24 protein-coding genes and 1 other RNA gene are annotated in these 23,647 nt (G+C 57.6%); 6 read left to right on the top strand and 19 right to left on the bottom strand.

Annotation, left to right across the window (positions count from 1 at the left end):
• Positions 1 to 2: 2 nt before the first annotated feature.
• From L3X40_RS08750 to rsmI, 5 genes are all read right to left on the bottom strand, one after another.
• The gene (locus L3X40_RS08750) at positions 3 to 1,517 is read right to left on the bottom strand and encodes an XrtA system polysaccharide chain length determinant (protein ID WP_237365257.1); all 1,515 of its coding nucleotides are present in this window, start codon (positions 1,515 to 1,517) and stop codon (positions 3 to 5) included.
• Positions 1,518 to 1,558: 41 nt separating this feature from the next.
• Positions 1,559 to 2,203, bottom strand: a complete 645-nt coding sequence (locus L3X40_RS08745) for an XrtA/PEP-CTERM system exopolysaccharide export protein (RefSeq protein ID WP_237365256.1) — start codon at positions 2,201 to 2,203, stop codon at positions 1,559 to 1,561.
• Between the two features lie 132 nt (positions 2,204 to 2,335).
• Positions 2,336 to 3,286 (bottom strand): glutathione synthase, encoded by a 951-nt coding sequence (gshB, locus tag L3X40_RS08740; protein ID WP_237365255.1) that lies wholly within the window; start codon positions 3,284 to 3,286, stop codon positions 2,336 to 2,338.
• Positions 3,287 to 3,317: 31 nt separating this feature from the next.
• Positions 3,318 to 3,671 carry a YraN family protein gene (locus L3X40_RS08735; RefSeq protein WP_237365254.1) on the bottom strand — a complete coding sequence of 118 codons (354 nt, stop codon included), beginning with the start codon at positions 3,669 to 3,671 and terminating at the stop codon, positions 3,318 to 3,320.
• Positions 3,668 to 4,507 (bottom strand): 16S rRNA (cytidine(1402)-2'-O)-methyltransferase, encoded by an 840-nt coding sequence (gene rsmI, locus L3X40_RS08730; RefSeq protein ID WP_237365253.1) that lies wholly within the window; start codon positions 4,505 to 4,507, stop codon positions 3,668 to 3,670. The genes L3X40_RS08735 and rsmI overlap by 4 nt, the downstream gene beginning before the upstream one ends.
• Before the next feature lie 11 nt (positions 4,508 to 4,518).
• Here rsmI and L3X40_RS08725 point away from each other — a divergent pair, with 11 nt between their 5' ends.
• Positions 4,519 to 5,721, top strand: coding sequence for a penicillin-binding protein activator (locus L3X40_RS08725; protein WP_237365252.1), 1,203 nt, complete (start codon positions 4,519 to 4,521; stop codon positions 5,719 to 5,721).
• Between the two features lie 180 nt (positions 5,722 to 5,901).
• Here L3X40_RS08725 and fsa read toward each other — a convergent pair whose 3' ends face one another.
• Complete coding sequence (gene fsa, locus L3X40_RS08720) at positions 5,902 to 6,555, bottom strand: fructose-6-phosphate aldolase (RefSeq protein ID WP_237365251.1); 654 nt, start codon at positions 6,553 to 6,555, stop codon at positions 5,902 to 5,904.
• Between the two features lie 121 nt (positions 6,556 to 6,676).
• On the opposite strand from fsa, the gene L3X40_RS08715 reads away from it, so the two are divergent.
• Together L3X40_RS08715 and L3X40_RS08710 are read left to right on the top strand one after the other, a co-directional pair.
• Positions 6,677 to 8,842, top strand: a complete 2,166-nt coding sequence (locus L3X40_RS08715; RefSeq protein ID WP_237365250.1) for a primosomal protein N' — start codon at positions 6,677 to 6,679, stop codon at positions 8,840 to 8,842.
• Positions 8,839 to 9,018: a DUF1289 domain-containing protein gene (locus L3X40_RS08710; protein ID WP_237365249.1), complete on the top strand. Its 180-nt coding sequence runs from the start codon at positions 8,839 to 8,841 to the stop codon at positions 9,016 to 9,018. Before L3X40_RS08715 ends, L3X40_RS08710 begins: the two co-directional genes overlap by 4 nt.
• Positions 9,019 to 9,211: 193 nt before the next feature.
• Here the strand turns inward: L3X40_RS08710 and L3X40_RS08705 are convergent, their stop codons facing one another.
• From L3X40_RS08705 to L3X40_RS08645, 13 genes are all read right to left on the bottom strand, one after another.
• Positions 9,212 to 10,537 carry an amidohydrolase gene (locus tag L3X40_RS08705; protein ID WP_445177167.1) on the bottom strand — a complete coding sequence of 442 codons (1,326 nt, stop codon included), beginning with the start codon at positions 10,535 to 10,537 and terminating at the stop codon, positions 9,212 to 9,214.
• Positions 10,534 to 11,319, bottom strand: coding sequence for a 3-hydroxybutyrate dehydrogenase (locus L3X40_RS08700; protein WP_237365248.1), 786 nt, complete (start codon positions 11,317 to 11,319; stop codon positions 10,534 to 10,536). Before L3X40_RS08700 ends, L3X40_RS08705 begins: the two co-directional genes overlap by 4 nt.
• Entirely contained in the window at positions 11,316 to 12,494 is a 1,179-nt protein-coding gene (locus L3X40_RS08695) for a DUF3734 domain-containing protein (protein ID WP_237365247.1), read from the bottom strand. Before L3X40_RS08695 ends, L3X40_RS08700 begins: the two co-directional genes overlap by 4 nt.
• 75 nt (positions 12,495 to 12,569) lie before the next feature.
• The gene (locus L3X40_RS08690) at positions 12,570 to 13,106 is read right to left on the bottom strand and encodes a J domain-containing protein (RefSeq protein ID WP_237365246.1); all 537 of its coding nucleotides are present in this window, start codon (positions 13,104 to 13,106) and stop codon (positions 12,570 to 12,572) included.
• 54 nt (positions 13,107 to 13,160) lie between these two features.
• Positions 13,161 to 13,554, bottom strand: an RNA gene (gene rnpB, locus L3X40_RS08685) — RNase P RNA component class A.
• A 37-nt stretch (positions 13,555 to 13,591) separates the two neighbouring features.
• Positions 13,592 to 14,275 (bottom strand): N-acetylmuramoyl-L-alanine amidase, encoded by a 684-nt coding sequence (locus L3X40_RS08680; protein WP_237365245.1) that lies wholly within the window; start codon positions 14,273 to 14,275, stop codon positions 13,592 to 13,594.
• Between the two features lie 188 nt (positions 14,276 to 14,463).
• Positions 14,464 to 15,330, bottom strand: a complete 867-nt coding sequence (locus L3X40_RS08675; RefSeq protein ID WP_237365244.1) for a CheR family methyltransferase — start codon at positions 15,328 to 15,330, stop codon at positions 14,464 to 14,466.
• A complete protein-coding gene (locus L3X40_RS08670; RefSeq protein ID WP_237365243.1) occupies positions 15,327 to 16,415 on the bottom strand; it encodes a chemotaxis protein CheB in 1,089 nt (362 codons plus the stop codon). Before L3X40_RS08670 ends, L3X40_RS08675 begins: the two co-directional genes overlap by 4 nt.
• A gap of 14 nt (positions 16,416 to 16,429) precedes the next feature.
• Entirely contained in the window at positions 16,430 to 16,795 is a 366-nt protein-coding gene (locus L3X40_RS08665) for a response regulator (protein WP_237365242.1), read from the bottom strand.
• 69 nt (positions 16,796 to 16,864) lie between these two features.
• Entirely contained in the window at positions 16,865 to 17,299 is a 435-nt protein-coding gene (locus L3X40_RS08660; RefSeq protein ID WP_237365241.1) for a chemotaxis protein CheW, read from the bottom strand.
• Positions 17,299 to 19,692, bottom strand: a complete 2,394-nt coding sequence (locus tag L3X40_RS08655) for a chemotaxis protein CheA (RefSeq protein WP_237365240.1) — start codon at positions 19,690 to 19,692, stop codon at positions 17,299 to 17,301. Before L3X40_RS08655 ends, L3X40_RS08660 begins: the two co-directional genes overlap by 1 nt.
• Positions 19,693 to 19,772: 80 nt before the next feature.
• Positions 19,773 to 20,417, bottom strand: coding sequence for a histidine phosphotransferase family protein (locus tag L3X40_RS08650; protein ID WP_237365239.1), 645 nt, complete (start codon positions 20,415 to 20,417; stop codon positions 19,773 to 19,775).
• Between the two features lie 71 nt (positions 20,418 to 20,488).
• Positions 20,489 to 20,911: a Mov34/MPN/PAD-1 family protein gene (locus tag L3X40_RS08645; RefSeq protein WP_237365238.1), complete on the bottom strand. Its 423-nt coding sequence runs from the start codon at positions 20,909 to 20,911 to the stop codon at positions 20,489 to 20,491.
• Between the two features lie 70 nt (positions 20,912 to 20,981).
• Between L3X40_RS08645 and L3X40_RS08640 the strand changes: the two genes are divergently transcribed.
• The 3 genes from L3X40_RS08640 to mtgA all read left to right on the top strand — a co-directional run bounded on the left by L3X40_RS08640 (position 20,982) and on the right by mtgA (position 23,634).
• A complete protein-coding gene (locus tag L3X40_RS08640; RefSeq protein ID WP_237365237.1) occupies positions 20,982 to 21,884 on the top strand; it encodes an RluA family pseudouridine synthase in 903 nt (300 codons plus the stop codon).
• A 73-nt stretch (positions 21,885 to 21,957) separates the two neighbouring features.
• Positions 21,958 to 22,863 carry an RNA polymerase sigma factor RpoH gene (gene rpoH, locus L3X40_RS08635; protein WP_237365236.1) on the top strand — a complete coding sequence of 302 codons (906 nt, stop codon included), beginning with the start codon at positions 21,958 to 21,960 and terminating at the stop codon, positions 22,861 to 22,863.
• 81 nt (positions 22,864 to 22,944) lie between these two features.
• Positions 22,945 to 23,634, top strand: a complete 690-nt coding sequence (gene mtgA / locus L3X40_RS08630) for a monofunctional biosynthetic peptidoglycan transglycosylase (protein ID WP_237365235.1) — start codon at positions 22,945 to 22,947, stop codon at positions 23,632 to 23,634.
• Positions 23,635 to 23,647: the final 13 nt, after the last annotated feature.

Raw genomic sequence — 23,647 nt, 5'->3', positions numbered from 1 at the left:
TTTCACGCCACCATGCCGCGTTGAATGAATTCAACGGCCACCAGCAGTAGGCATATTGCAAATAACGCTCCACATGCACCTGCAAACAAACGTAATTTCCTGCTACGCAAGTCCTTTTGCGCGGCGGTCAATGTTTCGGTGATCGCGCCGATGACGGGAAGTCCGGTCGCCCGTTCCAGCCTGATTGCAGTAGGATAGGTGGTGCGTAATTGCCCCTTGGCGAAGGCCGCGCCGATCCCGCCGCCTATGCCAACGACCAACACTGCAAATAACAGGAGCGGTCGATCAGGCGCGGCTGGCACGCGGGGGATGCTTGGCGGGTCAATGACGCGGAACTTGATGGCGTCGGTTTCCGTCTGGACATCACCGCGCAGGCGAATATCGCCGCGATCTGCCAGCATCTTGTCATATTGCGCCTTCAGAACATCATAGTCCCGATCCAGTTGCGCCTGTTCAGCCGCAACGCCAGGTTCCGCCTCTTGCTTGGCAGCCAGACGAGCAAGATCAGAGGAAAGCTGCGCCTTGCGCGTCGCAAGCGCCGATACAGCAGCCTGTTTTTCCGCCTGCATGGAGCGGATGGAAATATAAGCAGGATTCGGCGTGCCGCCACCTGCCGTGCCGCCACCGCCTGCGGATTTAAGATTGGCAACTTCACGCTTCAGAGCGATTACGTCGGGATGATTATCTGTCCATCCTCGTGCGCGTGCCGCCGCGAGTTGGGCCTGAGCCGTAGCATAGGGACTCCCGCCGCCGCCGCCGGGTGTAGCAATGGAAGCAGGCGTTGCGGCCAGTTGGCCATTCATGGCTGAAAGCGCGCCTTGTGCAGCACCAAGTTGTGCGTCTATCTGGCTCAATTCCTGCCGCGCAGCGTCCATGCGTTGGCTGATGGAACCGACACCGGGAAGCAGCCCCAGATATTTCTGGTCGAAATCCATCCGCTTCTGTTCGGCCTCACGCAATTGCTTTTCCCGTTCGGCAAGCTGGCCGTCCAGGAATTTCAGCGTTTGACTGGTTTCGGCGCGATCGCCCGCCATATTCTCTTCGACAAAGATATCGATCAGCTTCTGCACGATGGCGCTCGCCATTTTGGCATTGGCTGCATCGGACATGCCGGTATCAGACGAAGTCGCGGTGATTTCGAAAAGATTATCCTGTTGCGCGACGATCTTGATGTGACTGCGCAGCATATCGACCTTGCCCGCCATGTCGCGGTCGCCCGATACGCTGAGGCTAAGATCCGTACCACGCACGACTTTTTCCAGATTTTCTGTGGAGGTCAGCGTTTGCCGGACGCGATCGACGTCCTTTTGCTGCTCCACTTGCGTAATCCCGATCTTGCCCGGCAGGATCGACTGCATCTGGACGAAAATCCGCGCACGCGATTCATAGCTGTTGGGGATAAGCGCAACGGCAAGCCAGCCAGTGATGCAGATGCCCCACATGACGGCTAGTGCCAGCCAGCGGCGATTCCACACGCTGTGCATGGCAATCAGGATTTCATCATAGATATTGTTCATAACTTGCTCAAAATCCTGCTGAACTTTCTACCGCCTATGCGTCAGAACATGCTTTCTGGGATGATAATGACGTCACCCGGCTCCAACCGGACATTGGCCTCGCTCTCCCCTTTTTTCAGGAGATCGCCGATACGCAGCGCATATTCCTTCTGCCCGCCCGACGCTTTATCGACCCGGACAAGGCGCGCTTTGTTGCCGGCCGCATATTCGGACAGGCCGCCAACTGAAATCATGGCGTCGAGCAAGGTCATATTGGCACGATAGGGAATGGACGCGGGCTTTTCAGTCGCGCCGACGATGCGCACCTGCTGGGAAAAGGTGCCTGCGAAATTGTTGACGATGACCGACACGATCGGCTGCTGAATATATTGCGACAGCTGCAACTTGATATCATCGGCGAGCATGGACGGGGTTTTGCCGACGGCGGGCATATCGGTGATCAGCGGCGTGGTGATTCGGCCATCAGGGCGTACTTGCACCTTTGCGCCGAGTTCAGGGTTGCGCCAGACGAAGATCGTCAACTCATCCAATGGCCCGATAATATATTCTTCCCCTGGTCCCTCCTCCGCTGAAACGAAGGATGCCGGAGGCAATTGCGGGCCGCCCGCAGTCGACGAACAGCCGACCAACGTCATGGCGGCAAGCCCAAGCATCAAACCCAATTCCGATTTCCGCGTAAAACGCATGATAGATCACCTCTTGTACCCGCACGCGCGGATCGCCGCGGTCACAACGACCACGAACAACCCGCACAGGATCAAGCCTGCTATGCCGGGAAAGGGTGAAAATTAGGTTAGGATTGAAATCAGGGAGAAAATTCAGGAAGCGAGACGCGCCTCAATGGCGTCCCAGATCATGCCGCCCGTGTCGCTATCGTTGAATGTATCGATGGCGACAATGCCGGTTGGCGACGTCACGTTAATTTCGGTGAGCCATTTGCCGCCGATGACGTCAATGCCCACAAACAGCAACCCGCGCTTCTTCAATTCGGGCTTCAAAGCCTCACAAATCTCCATCTCGGTCTCTGTAAGCTCCGCTTTTTCGGCATAACCGCCAGCGGCCAGATTGGACCGGATTTCTCCCTTGCCAGGCAGGCGGTTGATCGCGCCTGCGACTTCGCCATCGATCAGGACGATACGCTTGTCGCCACCAGCCACTTCCTTGATAAACGCCTGCACCATGAATGGTTCGACCCAGACCTGACCGAACAGCTCTGTCAAAGCGGCAAGGTTTGCGCCATCCGCGCTGATGCGGAATACCGCGCTGCCTGCATTGCCATGTAGCGGTTTGATGACGATGTCGCCATGTTCGGCCTGAAACGCCCGCACCTCATCAAGGCTGCGGGTGATGAGCGTTGGCGGCATAAACCGCGCATAATCGAGCACAAACACTTTCTCAGGAGCATTACGGACGGATACCGGATCGTTGACGACCAGCGTTTCATGCTGAATCCGCTCCAACAGATGCGTGGCCGTGATGTAACCCAGATCAAAGGGTGGGTCCTGCCGCATCAACACCACATCGATGTCGCGCCCCAAGTCGATCTTGACCGGCTCCCCAAAATGGAAATGCTCCCCCGCCACCGCCTGCACCGTCACTGGAAAGGCACGTGCGGTTACTCGTCCGTCGCGGTAACTCAGGTCGGGCGCAAGGTAATGGAAAAGCTGATGGCCCCGCTTTTGTGCCGCCAGCATGATATGGAAAGTCGAATCCCCGCCAATCTTGATCGAATGCATCGGGTCCATCTGGATGGCGACTTTCAGGGGCATATTCCGTCCTTCTTCACTCATTGGCAGCGATCTACCCGCCATGCCAGACGTTGACCAGATGGCGTGGCAAATGCCCGGGTGCAAGGAGCATCACATCGATTCGTATGTCATCCCCCGGTCGGGTGTAGCGGGACGCGAGCATTCGCGCCGCTGATGCCACCCGCGACAAGCGTGGCGCATCGATGGCCATGTCCAGATCGGCCAGGGTAGCTCGGGCCTTCACCTCGACGAAGGCGACTATCCTGCCGCGTCGGGCGATCAGATCAACCTCGCCGCCATGCGCACGGACGCGTCGTGCCAATATGCGCCAGCCTTTGAGCCGCAACCACCATGCACAAAGCGTTTCTGCCCGCCTCCCACGTGCTTCAGCGGCCTGCCGCTTCATGCACCGTCCTTTAACAGCATCGCACGTGCGTACAGGGTGCGCCGGTCCAGACCGAGTTTCTTTGCCACCTCCCCTGCTGCCTTGGATACGGGCAAACGCGCCATTGCTTCTATAAGCGCAGCATCGGTATCAGCCTCACTGGGCGCAGGCGCTTCCCCCGGCGATCCGACAATGACGACAATTTCTCCTTTTGGCGGCGTGTCGGTGTAGCGGGCCGATAATTCGGAGAGGCAGCCCGTCACTGTTTCCTCGAACGTCTTGCTAATTTCGCGGACCACCGCCGCATCACGATCGCCAAGCACCAGCGCCATTGCGGCAAGGCTGTCGGACAGGCGCGGGCCGCTTTCGTAAAAAATCAAGGTCGCACGCACGGCCATGACTTCGGTCAACACATCCCCCCGCGCCTTTGCCTTGGACGGTAGAAAGCCCATGAAAAGGAAACGATCGGTTGGAAGGCCCGACAGGGTCAAAGCGGCAATGGCGGCACTGGGGCCGGGCAAAGTTGTAACAAACCGTCCCGCAGCGCGCGCATCGCGCACCAGCTTGTAACCCGGATCGGAAATTAACGGCGTCCCCGCATCGGACAGCAACGCCACAGCTTCGCTTGCCATCCGTTCCACCAACTGTGCCCGTAATTTCTCGCTGCTATGGTCATGGTAGGGGATCATCGGCCGGTCCGACCCTGCGTGGCGAAGCAGTTTCGCGCTGACCCGGCTGTCCTCTACTGCGATGACATCGGCCCTGCGTAGCAGTTCGGCTGCCCTGGGTGTCAGATCAGACAAGTTGCCGATCGGGCCAGCAACGATATAAAGGCCGGGATCAAATTTAATAACCATAGGGATTCTCAATGGCAGAGACGGGTGTCGAACGGCAAGCGGGCATATGGTCCGCGAGCAGGAAATTGATGCGGCTTGCAGCACTGACAGGGGCGCTGATGATAGCCGGCTGTCAATCGATCATTCCCAAGGGCCCGCCCACCGGCCCGGAAACGACGCAACCGACTGGTCCCGCCCCGCTCGAACCGGGACTGCCGGTTGATGCCGCACGGCATCGCGTTGCGCTGTTGGTGCCGATGAGCGGCACCAACGCCAGCGTGGGCCGCTCTATCGCCAATGCCACTACGCTCGCCCTGCTCGATACCAAAACCCAGAAGGTACGCATAACCACATATGACACCAATGCTGGTGTGACCGCCGCAGCACAAAAGGCGATTGCGGACGGTAACAAACTGATTCTTGGGCCTTTGCTCTCCGAAAATGTTCGTACTATCGCCCCGACAGCGCGTAAGGCTGGCGTAACCGTCATCAGCTTTTCCAATGACGTTAGCATCGCAGGCAATGGGGTTTTCCTGCTTGGCTACAACCCCGCCGAATCGATTGAACGGGTTGTGAGTTATGCCAAATCGAAGGGCATGACGCGCTTTGCCGGACTCATCCCGCGCGGAACCTATGGCGAGAGGGCAGCAACCGGCCTGCTACGCGGCGTGGAAGCGGCAGGGGGCACCGTGGTGTCGATGCAGACATTCGACCGCAGCACGGGATCGATCACAGCGGCCATCAAGAAACTGCCGCAGGATGGCAGCTATGACGCCGTGCTGATCGCTGACAGTGGGCGCGTCGCTATTCAGGCAGCGACCCTGCTGCGATCCAATGGCGAGGACAAGACCCGCATATTGGGCACGGAATTATGGAATACCGAAAGCAGCCTTGCTGGTGCACCCGCATTGCGCGGTGCATGGTTTGCCAGCGTGTCCGACACTTATTACCACCAGCTCGCCGCGAAATACCGTGCGCGCTATGGCGAGGCGCCCTTCCGTTTGGCCGCACTTGGCTATGACGCTGTGTTGCTGACCGTGCGCATTGCCGCGGATTGGAAAGTCGGAAGTCCTTTCCCTGCACGCAAGCTTGTCGACCCCGGTGGCTTTACGGGCATCGACGGCGCCTTCCGCTTTGGCAAGGATGGCATCGCGGAACGCGCACTGGAGGTGCAGCAAGTCAGCGCCGGAACTTTTTCGGTGATCGACGCGGCACCCAAGGGTTTCGGGAAGTAAAGCGACTATTGACCTTTGTAGATATACCTTTCCTCGTCACCCCAGCGAAGGCTGGGGTCCATTTATCTGTCCACAAGCGATGGTTTCGAAGGATAGAGACCTGGATCCCAGCCTCCGCTGGGATGACAGTATTTGTTTAGGCTAACGTCCGCTTCTTACCAAAGTGGAAATTTCAACCCCTCAGCCGATGGTCTGGCCGGTCTTTTCCCAATCGGCCAGGAACCCGGCGATACCTTTTTCCGTCAGTACATGGTTGAACAATGACTTGATGACGGCGGGCGGCATGGTGGCGACGTCCGCGCCAATCTTGGCCGATTGCAGTACGTGAATCGGGTGGCGGATGGATGCAACCAGGACTTCGGTGGAGAAGTTATAATTGTCGTAGATGAGGCGAATGTCCTCGATCAACTGCATACCGTCCTGACCATTATCGTCGTGACGTCCGACGAAGGGCGAAATGAACGTCGCGCCCGCCTTGGCCGCCAGCAGCGCCTGATTGGCCGAAAAGCACAAAGTGACATTCACCATGCAACCGTCGCTGGTCAACGCCTTGCAGGTTTTCAGGCCATCGATCGTCAAGGGCACCTTGATCGCCACATTATCGGCGATCTTCCTCAGGATGGCGGCTTCCTTCATCATGGTTTCATGATCGAGCGCAACGACTTCAGCCGAGACCGGCCCGTCGACGATGCCGCAAATCTCCTCCACCACTTCCAGGAATTTGCGGCCCGATTTGTGGATCAGCGAAGGGTTGGTGGTGACGCCGTCCAGCAGACCAGTCGCGGCGAGTTCGGTAATGTCCTTGATGTCTGCGGTGTCGACGAAGAATTTCATGGCGGCCTCTTTGTTGGCGGAGCGATTCGTTGGCCCGTCTATAGCGCCGGTGCGCCGGTGCGGTAAGGGCAGGATTTGCTCCCTCTTTTCCTTTTCGATCATCAACCGCTAACGAAGGCGCATGACTCGCGCCCGCGTCCTCCTTCTCAATGCCGCCATCGGACCGCTCGACTACCGCGTGCCGCACGGCATGACGGTCGAACATGGCAGCATTGTCGTCGTCCCGCTCGGCCCCCGGAAAGTTGTCGGCGTTGTATGGGAAGACGACCGCTTCGAGGTTGAGACCGTTGGCGACAATCGCCTCCGCCCGTTGCTGAGCATTCTCGATGTTCCGCCATTACGTGCGCCCCTGCGACGATTGATCGAATGGACAGCCGACTATTACCTTGCCTCACCCGCCGCAGTGCTGCGCATGGCATTGTCCTCCTCCGCCGCGCTGGAGGGCGAACGAACGGTCACCGAATATCGCGCCACAGGCCATGTCCCAAGTCGGCTAACCGAAAAACGCACACAAGCACTGGAGCGGATCGGCGCACGGCAGGGATTGCTGCGGGAATTGGCGCTGGTCGCTGATGTTTCCGACGCCATCGTCCGCGGTCTGGTAAAAGCAGGCGCGCTGGAGGCCGTGGAGGTGGATATCGATACGCCCTTCCCTGCCCCCGACCCGGATTTCGCCCCGCCCGAGCTAAGCGATGCGCAGGACGCGGCGGCAAGCGAACTGGTTGAGGCTGTACGAGCGCAGGATTTTCAGACGTTTTTGCTGGACGGCGTCACCGGCTCCGGCAAGACCGAAGTCTATTTCGAAGCGATTGCGCACGCGTTGCGGATGGACAAGCAGGTGTTGATCCTGCTGCCCGAAATCGCCCTGACCGAGCCTTTCCTGCAACGATTCGAAAAGCGTTTTGGCGTCGCGCCCGTGGCATGGCATAGCGGATTGCGGCAATCAGAGCGGCGGCGGGCCTGGCGGGCCATCGCCAGCGGACAGGCAAAAGTGATCGTGGGTGCGCGGTCGGCACTATTCCTGCCCTATGCCGATCCCGGCCTGATCGTTGTCGATGAAGCCCATGAGACGAGTTTCAAGCAGGAAGACGGCGTCCACTATCATGCTCGCGATGTGGCGGTGATGCGGGGGTTGCTGGAAAAATGCCCGGTCGTGCTGGCTTCGGCCACACCCGCCATCGAAACGCGGCAACAGGTGGAGATTGGACGATACCGGGAAATCAAGCTGCCGACACGATTTGGCGGCGCTCAGTTACCACAGATCGAAGCCATCGACATGACCCGCGAACCGCCCGAGCGGGGCCGCTGGATCGCGCCAAAGCTGGTGCGGGCGATGGAGACAGTGCTGGAAAAGGGAGAACAGGCACTGCTGTTCCTCAACCGCCGGGGCTATGCGCCACTGACGCTATGCCGCCATTGCGGATATCGTTTCCAGTGCCCCAACTGCACTGCATGGATGGTGGAGCATCGCCTGACCCGCCGCCTCGCCTGTCACCATTGCGGACATGTTATCCCTACCCCCCGCGCCTGCCCGGAATGCAAGGAAGAGGACGCGCTGGTCGCCTGCGGCCCGGGCGTGGAACGCATTGCCGATGAGGTGGCGCAGCTTTTTCCGCAGGCACGCACCGCAGTCGTCACGTCCGACACATTATGGTCACCCGCCAAAGCCGCTGAATTCGTGCGCAGTATGGAAGCCGGCGAGATCGACATCATTGTCGGCACGCAACTTGTCACCAAGGGCTATCATTTCCCCAATCTGACACTGGTGGGCGTTATCGACGCCGATCTGGGATTGGAGGGCGGGGATTTACGCGCATCAGAACGCACATTCCAGCAAATCGCCCAGGTATCGGGACGCGCCGGACGCGGGGAAAAGCCAGGCCACGTCTTTATCCAGACACGCAGCCCCGGTACACCCGTGATAAAAGCGCTGGTCAATGGCGACACCGAAGGATTTTACGCCGCCGAAACGCAAAGCCGCCGCCGCGCCCAAGCACCACCCTTTGGCCGTTTCGCCGCCATAGTCATATCATCGGAAACGCCGGAGGACGCGCTGGAGACTGCGCGACTGATCGGCCGCACCGCACCCGATGTCGAGGGCATGTCGGTTTATGGCCCGGCGCCCGCACCGCTTGCGATCCTGCGGGGACGGCATCGGCACCGCTTGCTGGTCCATGCCCAGCGCGCATTGGATGTGCAGACTATCATCCGCGAATGGCTGGGTGCATTGAAATGGCCCAAAAGCACGCGGGTCAGTGTCGATGTCGACCCCTACAGCTTCCTATGATTGAATCTCCCTGCAACCGAACCTGCACGATCGACGAGAGCACCGGATGGTGCATCGGTTGCGGCCGCACGATCGAGGAAATCATCGAATGGGGCCCGGCAAGCGATGCGCAGAAGCGGGAGATAGTTGCAGGGCTGGAGGAACGGATGAAGCGGATGGGGCAATGGCACGGTTGAGGTGAGGGGCCGGTTATGGGTCTTTGCTGCCCTCGTAATTCGTCATCCCAGCGAAGGCTGGGATCCATGTCTCTATCCTCTGAAAACCACCGCCTACGATAAAGAGATGGATCCCAGCCTTCGCTGGGATGACGTCTTATGTTTTGGTTATGTTAGCTAACCATCCCATTCCTGCCGCCCGCCAATCCCATCATTACTTCTTCAGCACCTCCAATGCCGCCGCGGTGAGAGCCTCAGTCCCTGTGGAAATCACCTTTTCAGCATCGGGCGCCCACAACGGGCTATGCAGGGAGGGAAGTTGCGCCTCCCCCCTTGCCGCCTTAGCCATCGCCTCTGCCGGCACGCCCCCGACCCAAAAGATCAAACTTTTTATGTCCTTATCCGCACGATAGAAGCGGCCAAAATCCTCGCCGCCCATGACGGCAGGTGTTTCGATAACCCGATCCGTACCGAAACGCTCTGCAAATACAGTCGCCATTTCTTGCGTAAAAGCGGGAACATTATAGGTCGACGGCGTGAATTCATCCTTCACTGTCACAACCGGCAGCAACCCATCGGGTATGCCAGCGGCTATTGCCTCGCCTCTGGCAATGCGCCGAATCCCGTCGAGCAGTTTTTGGCGCGTTTCATCGGAATAGCTGCGCACGGTGAGCAGAAGCGTTGCCTCATCGGGAATGATATTATGCTTGGAACCGGCATGAAAGCTGCCAACCGTGACCACTGCCGGGTCCTGCGGGTCCATTTCCCGGCTGACCAGCGTTTGCAGCGCCATGACGATGCGGCTGGCCATTACGATGGGATCTTTCGTCGTTTGGGGATATGCGCCGTGACCGCCAACCCCCTTCACCACCACATCCACACTGTCCACATTGGCCAATGCATAGCCGGGCGTATAGCCAATCTTTCCCGCCTCCAGATTGGCGGCATCATGAAAGGCAATGGCGTAATCCGGCTTTGGAAAACGAGTGAACAGGCCATCGTCCAGCATCATCCGCGCGCCCGCGCCGCGTTCTTCGGCCGGTTGCAGGATCATCACCAGCGTGCCCGACCATTGATCCTTCATCGCCGCAAGCCGTCGGGCCGTTCCCATCCATGCCGACATATGCGTGTCGTGGCCGCAAGCATGCATGACACCGGTTTCCAGACCTTCGTCGATCGTTGCCCGCACTTTGGATGCATAGGACAATCCCGTCTGCTCAACGACCGGTAGCGCGTCCATGTCCGCCCGAATCATCAGCACCGAACCGGGACCATTCTTCATCACCGCGACGACGCCGGTTCCGCCGACCTTTTCGGTCACGTCAAACCCCAGTTTGCGCGCCTGCGCCGCCAGCATCGCGGCGGTCTTCACCTCATGAAAGCTTAATTCCGGATTGGCGTGCAGTTCGCGGTATAGCTGCATCAGCGAAGGCATGTCTGCCTTTACCGTATCCGACAACGTATCGGCAGCGGCGGGCGCAGCGATCAGCATTGGCAAGGCCAGCACAAAGCCAGATATCCGGTTGCGTCCCCGAATCATTGGGCGGTCCAACCTCCATCGACAGAAATATTGGCACCCGTGATGTTACTCGCGGCTTCCCCGCACAAGAAAAGCGCGGTGGCAGCGATCTGTTCGACCGTCACGAATTGCTTGGTCGGCTGTCCGGCGAGCAATACGTCGTTCATTACCTGCTCGCGTGTCATGTTACGCGCCTTCATCGTGTCGGGAATCTGGTTTTCGACAAGCGGCGTCCAGACATAACCAGGACTGATGCAATTTGCTGTAATGCCAAAGGTCGCGGTTTCCAGCGCCACAGTCTTGGTAAAGCCTGCAAGGCCGTGCTTTGCGGTCACATAGGCTGATTTGAACGGCGAAGCGGTAAGCGAATGGGCGGATGCGGTTTGAATGATTCGACCCCATTTCTTGTTTTTCATATAGGGCACGGCAAGGCGCGTCGTATGAAAGGCGGCGGTGAGGTTAAGCGCGATAATCAGGTTCCATTTATCGACCGGAAATTCCTCCACCGGGGCGACATGCTGCACCCCCGCATTGTTGATGAGGATGTCCACCCCGCCAAAGGCATTGGCAGCCATCGCCATCATTTCTTCAATCGCGTCTACTTTGGTCAGGTCCGCGCCGCTGTACAGCGCGCTGGCGCCGTTCAGTCCTTCCAGACTTTTTCGTTCCGCCTCGATGGCGTCAGCATCGCCAAAGCCATTGATAATGATATTGGCGCCCTCGGCAGCCAACACCTTGGCATAGCCAAGCCCGATTCCGGAGGTCGAACCCGTGATAAGCGCCGTCTTGCCTTTCAGCATCATGCCTTTTTCTCCTTGAGGTGGTCGGGTCGATCCAGATCGAATGCCGATGACTTTCCATTCACAATATTCTGCGCAATCAGGTCGCCCTTGCACATGACGCCATCCACGGCTTCATGCCCTTGCGCCCAGTGATCCAGCATGGTCGCGCGTGAAAATTCAAAATCGCGGGCGCCGCCTTCCCAGGCATGGCTGCGATAGATGAGATGAACGATGTTAACCGCGCCCGAATGATTCAGTTCCTTGAGTGCAACGACGTCAGCATCGTCCTGCAATTCCGGCGGAAGTTTGTTCAACAATTTGCCAATCAGGTCATGTTCCCGGTGACGACGCAGGAACAGGTCCGTCACCTGCCGCGTGCGACTGCTATATTGAATATCCTTTTGCCGCGACCATACGTCGGTCAATTGCTTGGGTATTGGTCCTTCTGCCGGAAAAAGGTCTACCTGAAACAGCAGTAGATCCCCTGTCAGATTGTCTAGCACATGGGACAATGGCGTATTGCTGACCAGACCGCCATCCCAGTAGAAATCACCGTCGATTTCCACCGGCGGCAGACCCGGCGGCAGCGCGCCAGAGGCCATGATGTGCCGAGCATCGATTCGGCCGCGCCAATGCGGGTCGTGATTATCGAAATAGACGAAATTCCCGCTCGCCACATTGACGGCACCGACTGAAAACCGGACAGGCCCGTGATTGAGCAAATCCCAATCCACCAACTCATCAAGCGTATCGATCAAAGCTGTGGTGTCATAATAGCTGATCGCATTCATGCTGCCTTCTGCGGCCAGCATTGGCGGGATCATATGGGGTCGAAAGAATCCAGGAACCCCAAACGCCGCAACAGCCATGGCCGCGCCCAGATGTGCCGCCTCCCGGATATTGTGGTCCTCGGGAAGCCAGAAATTGGGAAGGCCCCCGCTCATTTTTTTCCAGAACTGATGTAATTTCGCTATCCGGTCAGACGGTGCATTGCCAGCGATGATCGCGGAATTGATCGCGCCGATCGAAATGCCTGCAACCCAGTCGATCTCAACCGCCCGATCATGCAATGCTTCATAAACGCCAGCCTGATAGGAGCCCAGCGCGCCGCCGCCCTGCAACACCAACGCCACCTTATCGGGCAGTGGCAGGGGCGAGTTGGAAACCCGCGCGGGCTGGTTTATCCGATGGTCCATATTGCAGTGCAATATAGCAAGTCCGGCAGCGATTCCAATATTCCCGGCATTATCACCAATATTACCGCGCTCGCGTCACTCGGGCCGCCACTCCCGGCGTTCCTCCGCTGTTTTCAGGACTTCATAGGCCGCCTGAATGGTTTGAAAACGGATGGCGGCTTCCGCATCTCCGGGCTTCACATCAGGGTGATTTTCTTTGGCGAGCCGCCGCCAGCTTTTCTTCACGGCTTCGAAATCGGCTTCACTTTCCAGTTCGAGCACGCCAAGCGCGCGCATTTCGTCGCGCGATCGGCTGCCATCGCCCGGCCCGCCCCAGCCATAATAGCCGCTGCCTTGAAAACCGCCTGCGTCACGCCGTTCATCGGCCTCCCGCTTTGCCGCCTCTTCAGCGTCCAGTCCCTGAAAATAATCCCAGTTCCGGTTATATTCGGCGGCATGTTCAGCGCAGAAATACCAGCGCTCCGGGCTGTTGGGGGATTTGGGCGCGGGACAATTCCCCGGCGAATCGCAACCATGTCTATCACACAAGCGCACCTGCTGCGCCTCGCGCGCCGAACCATAGCCGCGCCAGCGGGGAAAGCCCCAGTCATTGGATCGTGTCGAACGTGTCATAGATTCCCAATTTAGCGTCAATGCCCCCTGAAAACCAGAAGGTCACAAGGGAATATTGCCAGAGGGTCTATAAGCCGGGTTCTGTCCACCCTCTTGCGAAGGATAGGCGACCATTCCTCTAGGCCGTGCATTGCTGCGCGGCTCAAGCAACCAACCCGGGCGGTCTGGGCCGAAACAGCCTGGGGATTGCTCCCCGCGCCGCCCCTATTCGGTCTTGCTCCCGGTGGGGTTTACCATGCCGTCCCCGTTGCCGGGGCCGCGGTGCGCTCTTACCGCACCCTTTCACTGTCACAAGGCCAAGGCCCGTGCGACCTTCTCTCTGTTGCACTATCCCTGAACCAGAAATCAGATTTCTGGCCCGCCGGATGTTATCCGGCACCGTCATTTCGTGGAGCCCGGACTTTCCTCCCGCATGGAAACCCATGCCGGCGGCCGCCCGACCCTCTGGCCCGGCGCATATAGCGAGTCATTACGGCTTTCGCCAGTCAATCATCGCCCTGCGGTTGCGGCAGCAATAGCGCAAGCAGAATGCAGCGGCATTCGCCATCTATGATACCGTCGATCATTTCGGGGCGATAGCGACGCTGGAAGGCGCGAATGGCCGCCACCGGATCATTGATGTCATACCCAAAGCGCTCCAGAGCCAGCAAAAAACCGCCATCGCTCCAATGCGGGTCCATCAGGTTTTTCGTGGGCCGGGGTAACGCCAAACGAAGCCGTGCCAGACGATGCCACGGAAACAGCTCGCCAGGATCCTGCTTGCGTGCGGGCGCGATGTCCGAATGGCCAACGATGTTGCCCCGAGTGATGCCGTGCCGCTGAACGATATCATGCACCAGGGGAATCAGGACCGAAATCTGTTCTTCCGGATATGGTCTGTAGCCCCATTCGTGGCCTGGGTTGACAATTTCTATGCCAATGCTGGCGCTGTTCACATCCGTTATCCCGCGCCACCAGGCCAATCCCGCATGCCATGCTCGCTTATCCTCGGCGACCATGCGGATAATCTGACCATCTTCGGTCACGCAATAATGCGCCGATACTTTAGATAAGGGATTAGCCATCCATTCAATGGCCGAAGCTGCATCCGGCATACCGGTATAATGCAGCACCAGCATGGAAATGGGTAGCCGGCGCTCGTCGAAATTAGGCGACGGCGTTTCGATCATCCAGCATCCTCTGACAATGTGTTTTCTCCATGAACCGGATTGTTCCAACAGGAACCTCCGGCCCCACAACGATGTCAGGCATTATCATCAATTTTGTCGTAGCCGCAGAAAAAAAGACAGTCAGGCCTGATCTTTATCCGGGCTGGGCAGCCATGCAGGAAATAGCAAAGCTGGAACTGGCTGGATGCTCAATATCGACCCGATGCCGCAGGCAAGCCCTGGACTGCCGCCCCTGGGAGCCGGCGTTCATAGCTGCCACGAAACTGGCGGCTGGCGATAAAATCGTCGGTCTGACCGATGACCGTCTCCCCCGCGCCCAGCACGAGATGTCCGTCCGACGCCGCAAAACGCGTCAGATTTCCAAATACCTTCTGCCGCAATTCCAGTGAGAAATAGAGCAACACATTGCGGCACAAGATAAGGTCATACCCACCTGTAGGAAGGGCGGGTTCCAGAAGGTTGTCGACGCGATAATCGATCATGTCCAACAATTCCCTGCTGACGCGCCAATCATCGCCAGCAGGCTCAAACCATCGTAACAACTCTGTGACACCCAATCCGCGCTGAACCTCCATTTGGCTATACAATCCCGATTTTGCACGGGCGATAGCACCGGATGAAATGTCAGTCGCCAGTATCTGGACGCGCCAGCCCCGCCAGATCTCAGCCTGCTTTTTGATCAGCATGGCAAGCGACAATGCCTCTTGCCCTATGGAACATCCCGCACACCAGATGCGCAATTGGGGCTGTTTCCGGATTACTCCGATGTGCGGCAACAATGAACGCTCGATCATGGAAAAGGTGGAAAGGTCGCGGAAGAAGGAACTTTCATTATTCAATAAGGCATCGATAACTTCGTCAAGCAATTCGCGGTTCTTTGTGCCGAGCAGCTGGCTCACCAGATCTTCCAACGTGCCCAGTTGATGAGCTTTGAGCAATGGCTTGAGCGCGGTTTCAATGCGCCACATTCGGTTTGCGGCCAGTTGCTGCCCCGTCCGCGCTTCCAGAAGCCCGGCCAGAACGCGCATGGCGCCGGTGGATTCTGTCCCCATCATGCCGCGAGTGCTATCTGGCTCATGATATAGGCACCCATACGATCGGGCGACAGAACGGCACTGGCCAACCCCGCCCGCGCAATCGATCCTGGCATGCCCCAGACAACGCTTGTTTCGGCGTCCTGGGCTACGATCCAGCCGCCTGCTTTGGCAATACGTTCCGCGCCTGCAGTACCATCACGGCCCATACCGGTCAGAACGACCGCCACAGCGTTCATCCCATAGGCTTCGGCCATTGAGGAAAACATCGGATCGACCCCCGGCATGCTGGCCAAAGGTTCCCGTTCGGGATTCAGCACAATAGTCACCCGGCCATCGCGCCGCCGTTTGCAGGTTAAATTGGCTTCGCCCGGCGCGATATAGACGTGGTCAGGTAACGGCATGTCACCGGTTTCAGCGACCTTGACGGGCATGGTGGTCATGCGGGCAAGTTGCATGGCGAAATAGGGCATGAATGTAGGCGGCAGGTGTTGGGTCAGAAGAATGGGGATACCCAGACCAGCGCCCAATCCATCGAAAAGCTGCCCCAAAGCGTGAATACCGCCGGTCGATGCGCCCACGCCAAGGCACGCGGCTCTGGCCCGACCATCAGGTTTACGCAAGGCAATGGACGGAAGCTTTTCTCCCGCATGCTGCCAGCTTGCCTGTGCGCCAAGTCTGAGCAGCCGTTCGATCAGCAAATCGGAAAACCGTCCGCCAAAGGTACTTCGACCGGGCTTTGACATAATGTCGCTGGCGCCTACCGCCAGGGCTTCAACCGCAGCAGCGCTGCCTTCGTCGCAATTGGACGACAATATGATGACTTTGGCATTGCCGCATAGTTTCAGAATGCTGGGCAGCGCCGCAATACCACTCTGCCCCGGCATTTCGATATCCAGCATGACGATGTCGACCCGGTGATCCGACAGGTAAGCGATCGCATCGGCCGCACTGCTCAATTTCTCGCAGACTTCAAACCGTTCATCCTTGGTGACAATGCTTTCAAAGACGCTTCGCGCCACAGCGGAATCATCGACGATCAAAAGCTTTATCCGCCCATTGGACGGCAGTTGATCTACAGGCGATCCGACGGGAAGAGGGGGCATTGGCCGGCCCCCTTTCAGATAACGCCGACTATCTGTAGCTTACTTTCCAGCGTGTCCCTGTCGAAGGGCTTCATGACATATTCGTCGGCACCGGCTTCAACCGCAGCCTTTATATGACCAATGCCATTTTCGGTAGTGCAGAAAATGACCTTCGGTCGGGCAGTCATCTTGAGTTGACCAAGTGCCTGCAAAAATTCCATCCCGCTCATCACCGGCATATTCCAATCAAGCAATACGACATCCGGCACTGAGACTTCGCACTGCGACAGAGCGTCGCGGCCATCGCAAGCTTCCGTCACAGACATCTGCAATGATTCCAATATGTGCCGGGCAACCTTCCGGATCACTTTGGAATCATCAACCACAAGACAGTTTTTCATGAAGCAACCCTTTTTATGGTAACGTCTACCGCTTTAGGACATGTTCGTAAGAGAATGGTAAACGACCTTTCAAGCAGCAAGCGGCTGCGTATGTTCTATGAAGCTTACCAGGCCGATAAGAAGATGCGGTCCCTGCTCGTTTTCGACCATATGCCTGACAAACGGCTTCCATGCCGTATCCAGTTGCCCGCACAGCGGCAGTTTTCCGCCTGGCGCCGACGCAATATCGCTCACGGAATCAACCACCATGCCATAACTATGGCCGCCAATGTCCGTAATGATGGCATAAGATCCGGGCACAGCCTTTGCTGGACGTCCCCAGACTAGCGCGGCGGTGTCAATGACCGTGAGCACCCTGCTGCGCAATGCCGACAATCCCGCCACATGTGCCGGAACGCACGGGATCGGAGAAATTTCCGACAATTTGACGACGGCCTCAATCTCGTCGGTGCATATCGCAACCCGCGTGCCGCCAATCTGGGCAAAGAGATAAAGATCAGTCATCACGCGGCTCTTTCCGTCCTGGGCGATGGCGCTGATTTGGCCGACTCTATGGCGGCAATCAGCGCATCCCGGTCATAACGATAAATCGACTGGTCGTCGGGACCGAGCGGACTGGCCATATTGCGCAACCGGACGATGGGTCGATCCACTATTCCTTCCGCGGCCGTCGACTGTGCAAAGCAAAGGACGATGTCCGCAGCTTCCGCGCTGCCGTCATCCGACATCACCACATCATAACCAGCCTGCCGGATAAGGGGCGCCAGTATCTCCTGCATCCAGGGGTCATCGCCATCGGCAAGCAGGCAACGCACCGGGCGAGTGCCGATCACCCCCTCCGGCGCCGACGCGAACAATGCAAAGGGATCGATCAATTCATATTGCCGTCCGTCAATAACGGTAACTCCGGCAATAACACCACTGCGGCAGGCAATGTCGGGTAGCGGCGGCACCTGAACAATGTCCGTGATATTGGCCACCGGGTAGCACAACTCCCTGCTGTTATCGCGCAAGCGTAATGTGGTGACTGAAGCGGTATCCGTAACATCGAGGCCGTGAAGGACAGGCAATATCTTGCCATCGATATGAACGAACCATTGATCGCCGGAACGACCGAAATGCTCCGGCTCAATATCTTCGACACGCTCGACCAGGCTTAGGCGGATAAGCCTTTCTTCCCCACTCCGTTCCGTAAACATCAGAGCACTGACCAGTTCGACGGGCGCTTCGGCTTCTGGCTGACCGGCACGATCGAGCGTTTCGGTTTCGCTGTTGTCAGTGGGCAGCATCGCTGCACCCGCAAGGCCGCTCGCATCAAGCAACAACATCGGCTGACCATTGTCTGGCAGAGTCATGCCGGCATAAAAGCCCGACGCCATCACCAATGGCGACGCCGGACGGATGACAAGCTCCTCATGATTATCGACGGCCTGCACGCCCAGAGCGAAGGGAACGCCCGATGATGAACGAATAACGATGATGGTTCGCTTCTTACCATCCGCTATGCGTTCGACACCAAGCACATCCTCCAGATCAATCATCGAATGGCGAATATTGCGGATGGTAGCAATGCGTGCGCCGCCCACGTCGTCAATCGACAGGGTTTGATTATTGTCGTGCAGAATTTCCACCACAGTGGCGCGGGGAATGGCAAAATGCTGCTCCCCCGCCCGGATGATGAGGCCGGGAATGATCGTCAGGGTTAAGGGCACCCGAAGCGTGATGGCAAGGCCCTGCCCACGCTTGTTGTCCAGCGCAATGACGCCGCCGATCCTTTCGATGTTCGAACGCACGACGTCCATTCCGACGCCCCGGCCGGATATGGATGTAATCTGGGATGCCGTACTCAGGCCCGCAGCGAAAATCAGATCCAGCCGAGCCGCCTCAGTCAGGGCAGCCGCCTTGTCCTTGCTGATGAGGTTGGCGGAAATCGCCCCTGCAACCAGCTTGTCGGTGTCGATGCCGCGACCATCATCAATGATGTCTATAACAATCTGGTTTCCGGATTGCCGTGCCGTGACACGTAACTGGCCTGCTTCGGGCTTTCCTGCGGCTATCCGTTCGGCGGGCGATTCGATCCCGTGATCGATGGAATTACGCACAATATGGGTGAGTGGATCGACGATCATCTCCACCATCTCGCGGTCCATTTCAACGTCGCCACCGTCCAACGTCAATTCGATTTTTTTGTCCAGTTCCCGTCCCAGGTCGCGGACCAGTCGCGGAATGGCGACAAACAAACGATCTATACGTTGCATGCGGGTTTTGCTGATGGAATCGCGCATATCTGCAACACAGGTGGACAAACGCTCGAATGCGCTTTCCAGTTCAGGATCAGGAAATCGTTCCCGCAATTTACGCGATAGTTCATTACGCGCCAGAACCATATCGGACACGCCATTCATCAACTGATCAATCAGGCTTAATGGCAGACGAATGCTGCGCATCGCTGGCGTGGACCGCCTGGCATCCGGATCTGCGACGGTATCGGACCCCGCCGCTTTCACTGTCGCATTGTCCAGGGTTGTTGGAATATTGAGCAGCGCGTCGATCAGCAATTCGTCGTTTTTATGGGACAGCGACGTACCAGCGGCGACAGCCTCCGCCAGTTCACCGATACGATCCATAATCGCCAGGACGGCACTGACAGTCTCGGGATCGGGAATGCGGTTTCCTGCCCGGATTTCCGAGAGGACATCTTCGGCTGCATGGCTGATTTTTTCAAATCGGGGTAAATTGAGAAAGCCGCAACTGCCTTTCACCGTATGAAAAAACCGAAAAATGGCGTCCAGCCTTTCCCGGTCGGTTGGGTCTGTTTCCCATGCGACGATCTCACCGGAAAGCGCTTCAAGCGTTTCCTGCGTTTCGGAAATGAATTCCGCCAGTAACTCGTCCATAGGTTCCGTCCGCCTTCGAAGCTGACGGCACCATCGCGGATGTTGGTTAAGGACGCGTTAAAACGCAGAGTCCAGCAGCATCAACTTTGCGGAATACTGGCTCCAAACAACAGAACGGGCTCTTCTGGATCGGACAACATGATCTGGCCGTCCGCCTGCGCCACCAGTTGATGCACCATCCAGGCCGCCGCCGCGCGCGGAGTGAGCATTGCCTCATCAGCGGTCCCGACGAGAGCCGAGCGCAACTCCCCATCGAGAACAATCCTGGCTCCTTCGGCACGAACCACAATTTCGGTGGCTCCATCGCGGCTTTCAGCACCAATGTCGAGTTGCCCGCCCCGTACCAGTGCTTCCCCCCCGATCAGCGACAGGTTCAGCAAGATCTTCACGGCCCGCTTCGAAAGCTTCTCTTCCGCAACCAGCCATCCGATCTTCACTCGCCCAGTAGCGCCAAATATCCCTTCAATTGCCGTTTTTGCTTCGATGGCGGGCACCAGTTCGCCAAAACCGCCTGCCGAACCGAAGGCCAGTCGGAAATATTTGAGCTTGTTCGCAGACGCCCGCGCGCTTTCCGCCAACAAGTCGAGACAACGCGCACGCATTTCCGGATCATTTTCATCGGCAAGCAATTCCAGCCCGTTATTGAGCGCTCCAATCGGGCTCAAAAGATCATGACATAAGCGCGAACACAGCAAGGCGGCGAAATCAATTGTCTCTACTGTCATTCATCCTCATCCTGTGTGGGGTGGACTTGCCGTATAGCGAAGCCGAGCCTCTCATGCAGGACCCTAACTGTCTATGCAAGCGTGAGATCATCGTAAATTTCCAAGGATTCAGCCTGAAAACGGCCATGTAGCTCTCCTGTATGCCCCGCCCGCCAAAGCGCGGCCTGCATCCCTGCAACGATAAGCCACAGCGATCCGTCAGGCGCAGCGCATTGCCCGTCCGCCGCCGAAGGAATGACCGTTCCTGATGGATGCGAGTGATAATGGCCCAAAATGCGCGCCCCGCCCGCCCGCGCCGCTTTGTACGTGGCCAGCAATATGCCGGGATCCAGTTCGAAATGCCGCGTCGGGTCCAATGCCACATTGGCCGCAAAACGGACATCGCGGATATGACCCGCTTCACCCAGCAACAGCCCGCACCGTTCCTCCCCCTGCCCCGCTGCCGCATCGGCCAGAATTCGTTCGAGAAGGTCTCTTGATATGCGTATGTCCATTTCTATATCTTAGAACGTGAGTTTGGGGGCTTCCAGTATCAACACGACTATAACCGACGATTGCGGTGGCATGCGGCTTGACCGGGCGCTTGCAACCCTAGTGCCGGACGTGTCGCGTGAACGGTTTAAAGCTTTGATTCTTGAGGGAAATGTTACGTTGTCCGGCCGGAAAGCCATCACCGATCCATCCGCCAGGGTCAGTGAAGGACAATGCTATGAAATTGCCGTTCCTCCGCCGGTGGTGGCGCAGGCAGTGCCACAGGACATCCCGCTCGTTATCGCCTATGAGGATGAATATCTGATCGTGATCGACAAACCCACCGGGCTTGTCGTCCATCCGGCGGCGGGCAATGCCGATGGTACACTGGTCAATGCATTACTTCACCACTGCCGGGGCCAACTTTCGGGGATCGGCGGAGTCGCGCGTCCCGGAATCGTGCACCGGATCGACAAGGACACGTCCGGTCTGCTGGTCGTCGCAAAAACCGACAAGGCACATGAAGGGCTGGCGGCGCAATTTGCCGCACACACGATCGACCGGCGCTATGCAGCCATCGTCAGCGGGCGCCCCTCCCCTTCTGCCGGAACTGTCAATGCGTGGATCGGGCGGTCGCCATCCGACCGTAAAAAAATGGCGATTCAGCATGAAGGACGCGGTAAACATGCTATAACCCATTACAAAGTAACCGAAATGCTGAATGAAGCAGCCTTGATCGAATGCCGGCTGGAAACCGGACGCACGCATCAGGTGCGCGTTCATATGGCCCATATTGGACATGCATTATTGGGCGATCCAGTCTACGGGCGACCGCGCAAGGCCCATCGGCCAATATTGGAAACGCTGGGTTTCCGCCGTCAGGCATTGCACGCGGCGCGGCTTGGCTTTATCCATCCCGTGAATAGCAATGCTTTGGTATTCCAAAGCGAAATTCCTGATGACATGCAGGAACTGTTAAGGCAACTTCGCGTATAAATACGTATAAGCTAAAGTGCCGGAAGCGGATTAAAATCGCTCACGGCACACAGGGAAAGTGAGTTGAACAATCATGGCCAGTGGAACAAATGTCCCCGCGACAATTCCCGCACTTGGCGGTGATGCCAATCTGAACCGCTATCTGGCGGAGATTCGGAAGTTTCCGATCCTCAAGCCAGAGCAGGAATATATGCTCGCAAAACGCTATGCCGAGCATCAGGACCCGGAAGCTGCAGCGCAGCTCGTCACGTCGCATCTGCGATTGGTGGCAAAAATCGCCATGGGTTATCGCGGCTATGGCTTGCCGGTTTCCGAACTGATTTCGGAAGGCAATATCGGACTGATGCAGGGTGTGAAGAAATTTGAGCCGGACCGCGGTTTCCGTCTGGCGACCTATGCGATGTGGTGGATTCGGGCCTCGATCCAGGAGTTCATCCTGCGCAGTTGGAGCCTTGTGAAGATGGGCACCACGGCGGCGCAGAAAAAGCTCTTCTTCAACCTGCGCCGGATGAAGAATAATCTTGAGGCGTTCGAGGATGGCGATCTGCGCCCCGAAGACGTGGAAAAGATCGCAACCCATCTGGGTGTGTCGGAGGACGATGTCGTCAGTATGAACCGTCGCATGGCGATGGGCGGCGATACGTCGCTCAACGTCCCTATGCGCGAAGACGGCGATGGTCAGTGGCAGGACTGGCTGTCGGACGAAGGCCCGTTACAGGATGAACGGGTCGCCGAAGCCCAGGAATCCAACGTCCGACATGAAATGCTGGTTGAGGCCATGACGGACCTTAATGAGCGCGAAAAACATATATTGGCCGAACGGCGTCTGGCCGAAGAGCCAAAGACACTGGAGGAATTGAGCCAGGTCTATGGCGTTAGCCGGGAACGCGTTCGCCAGATCGAGGTCCGCGCATTTGAAAAACTGCAAAAGGCCATGATGCGGATTGCAGGCGACAAGATGCTGCTTCCGGCCATGTAAATTCTCAAAGCCTCTCCCTTTGTGGAGAGGCTTTTCATTTCCTGTGATGACGTATGAAAAACTGCACGCTAATCATCGCGTATGGCAAACAGGTCCCGTACGCGCTCACGCCGCTTTTTGAAGCTCGCTGGCAAGATCTTACTCTATTTCATCTTGTTCTCGGTGCTATGGGTTCTGCTCTATCGCATCGTCCCGCCGCCAGTAACCGCCACCATGATATTGGACGGCAATGGCATTACGAAAGACTGGACCCCGCTCAGCAAGATTGATCCTGACATGGCCCGTGCTGCCATTGCCGCGGAAGACAGCAAATTTTGTTCCCACCATGGTTTTGATGCCGAAGCGATAGAACACGCCATGCTCCGCAACTTGCGCGGCGGCAAAATTCGCGGCGGATCCACCATCAGCCAGCAAACCGCCAAAAATGCCTTTTTATGGCAAGGCGGCGGCTTTTTCCGCAAGGGACTGGAGGCATGGTTCACCGTGCTGATCGAAACCCTGTGGCCCAAATATCGGATCATGGAAGTATATCTGAACATCGCCGAAACCGGGATCGGCACCTATGGGGTGCAGGCGGGCGCAATGCGTTATTTCCATCACGGCGCATCCCAGCTTTCGCCCAATGAGGCCGCACGCATCGCCGCTGTCCTCCCCTTGCCCAAGAAACGCGCGGCCATTGCCCCTTCAGGCTTTACACGGCGTTATGGCAACAGCATCGCCAGACGCATTGGCGTGGTACGGCGACAGGGTCTTGATGCCTGCTTGAAGTAAGGCGCTAAAAAAT

This window comes from Rhizorhapis sp. SPR117, from assembly GCF_021742065.1.
Note: the sequence above shows the minus strand (reverse complement) of the source record. Positions and strands in the feature narration are given on the sequence as shown.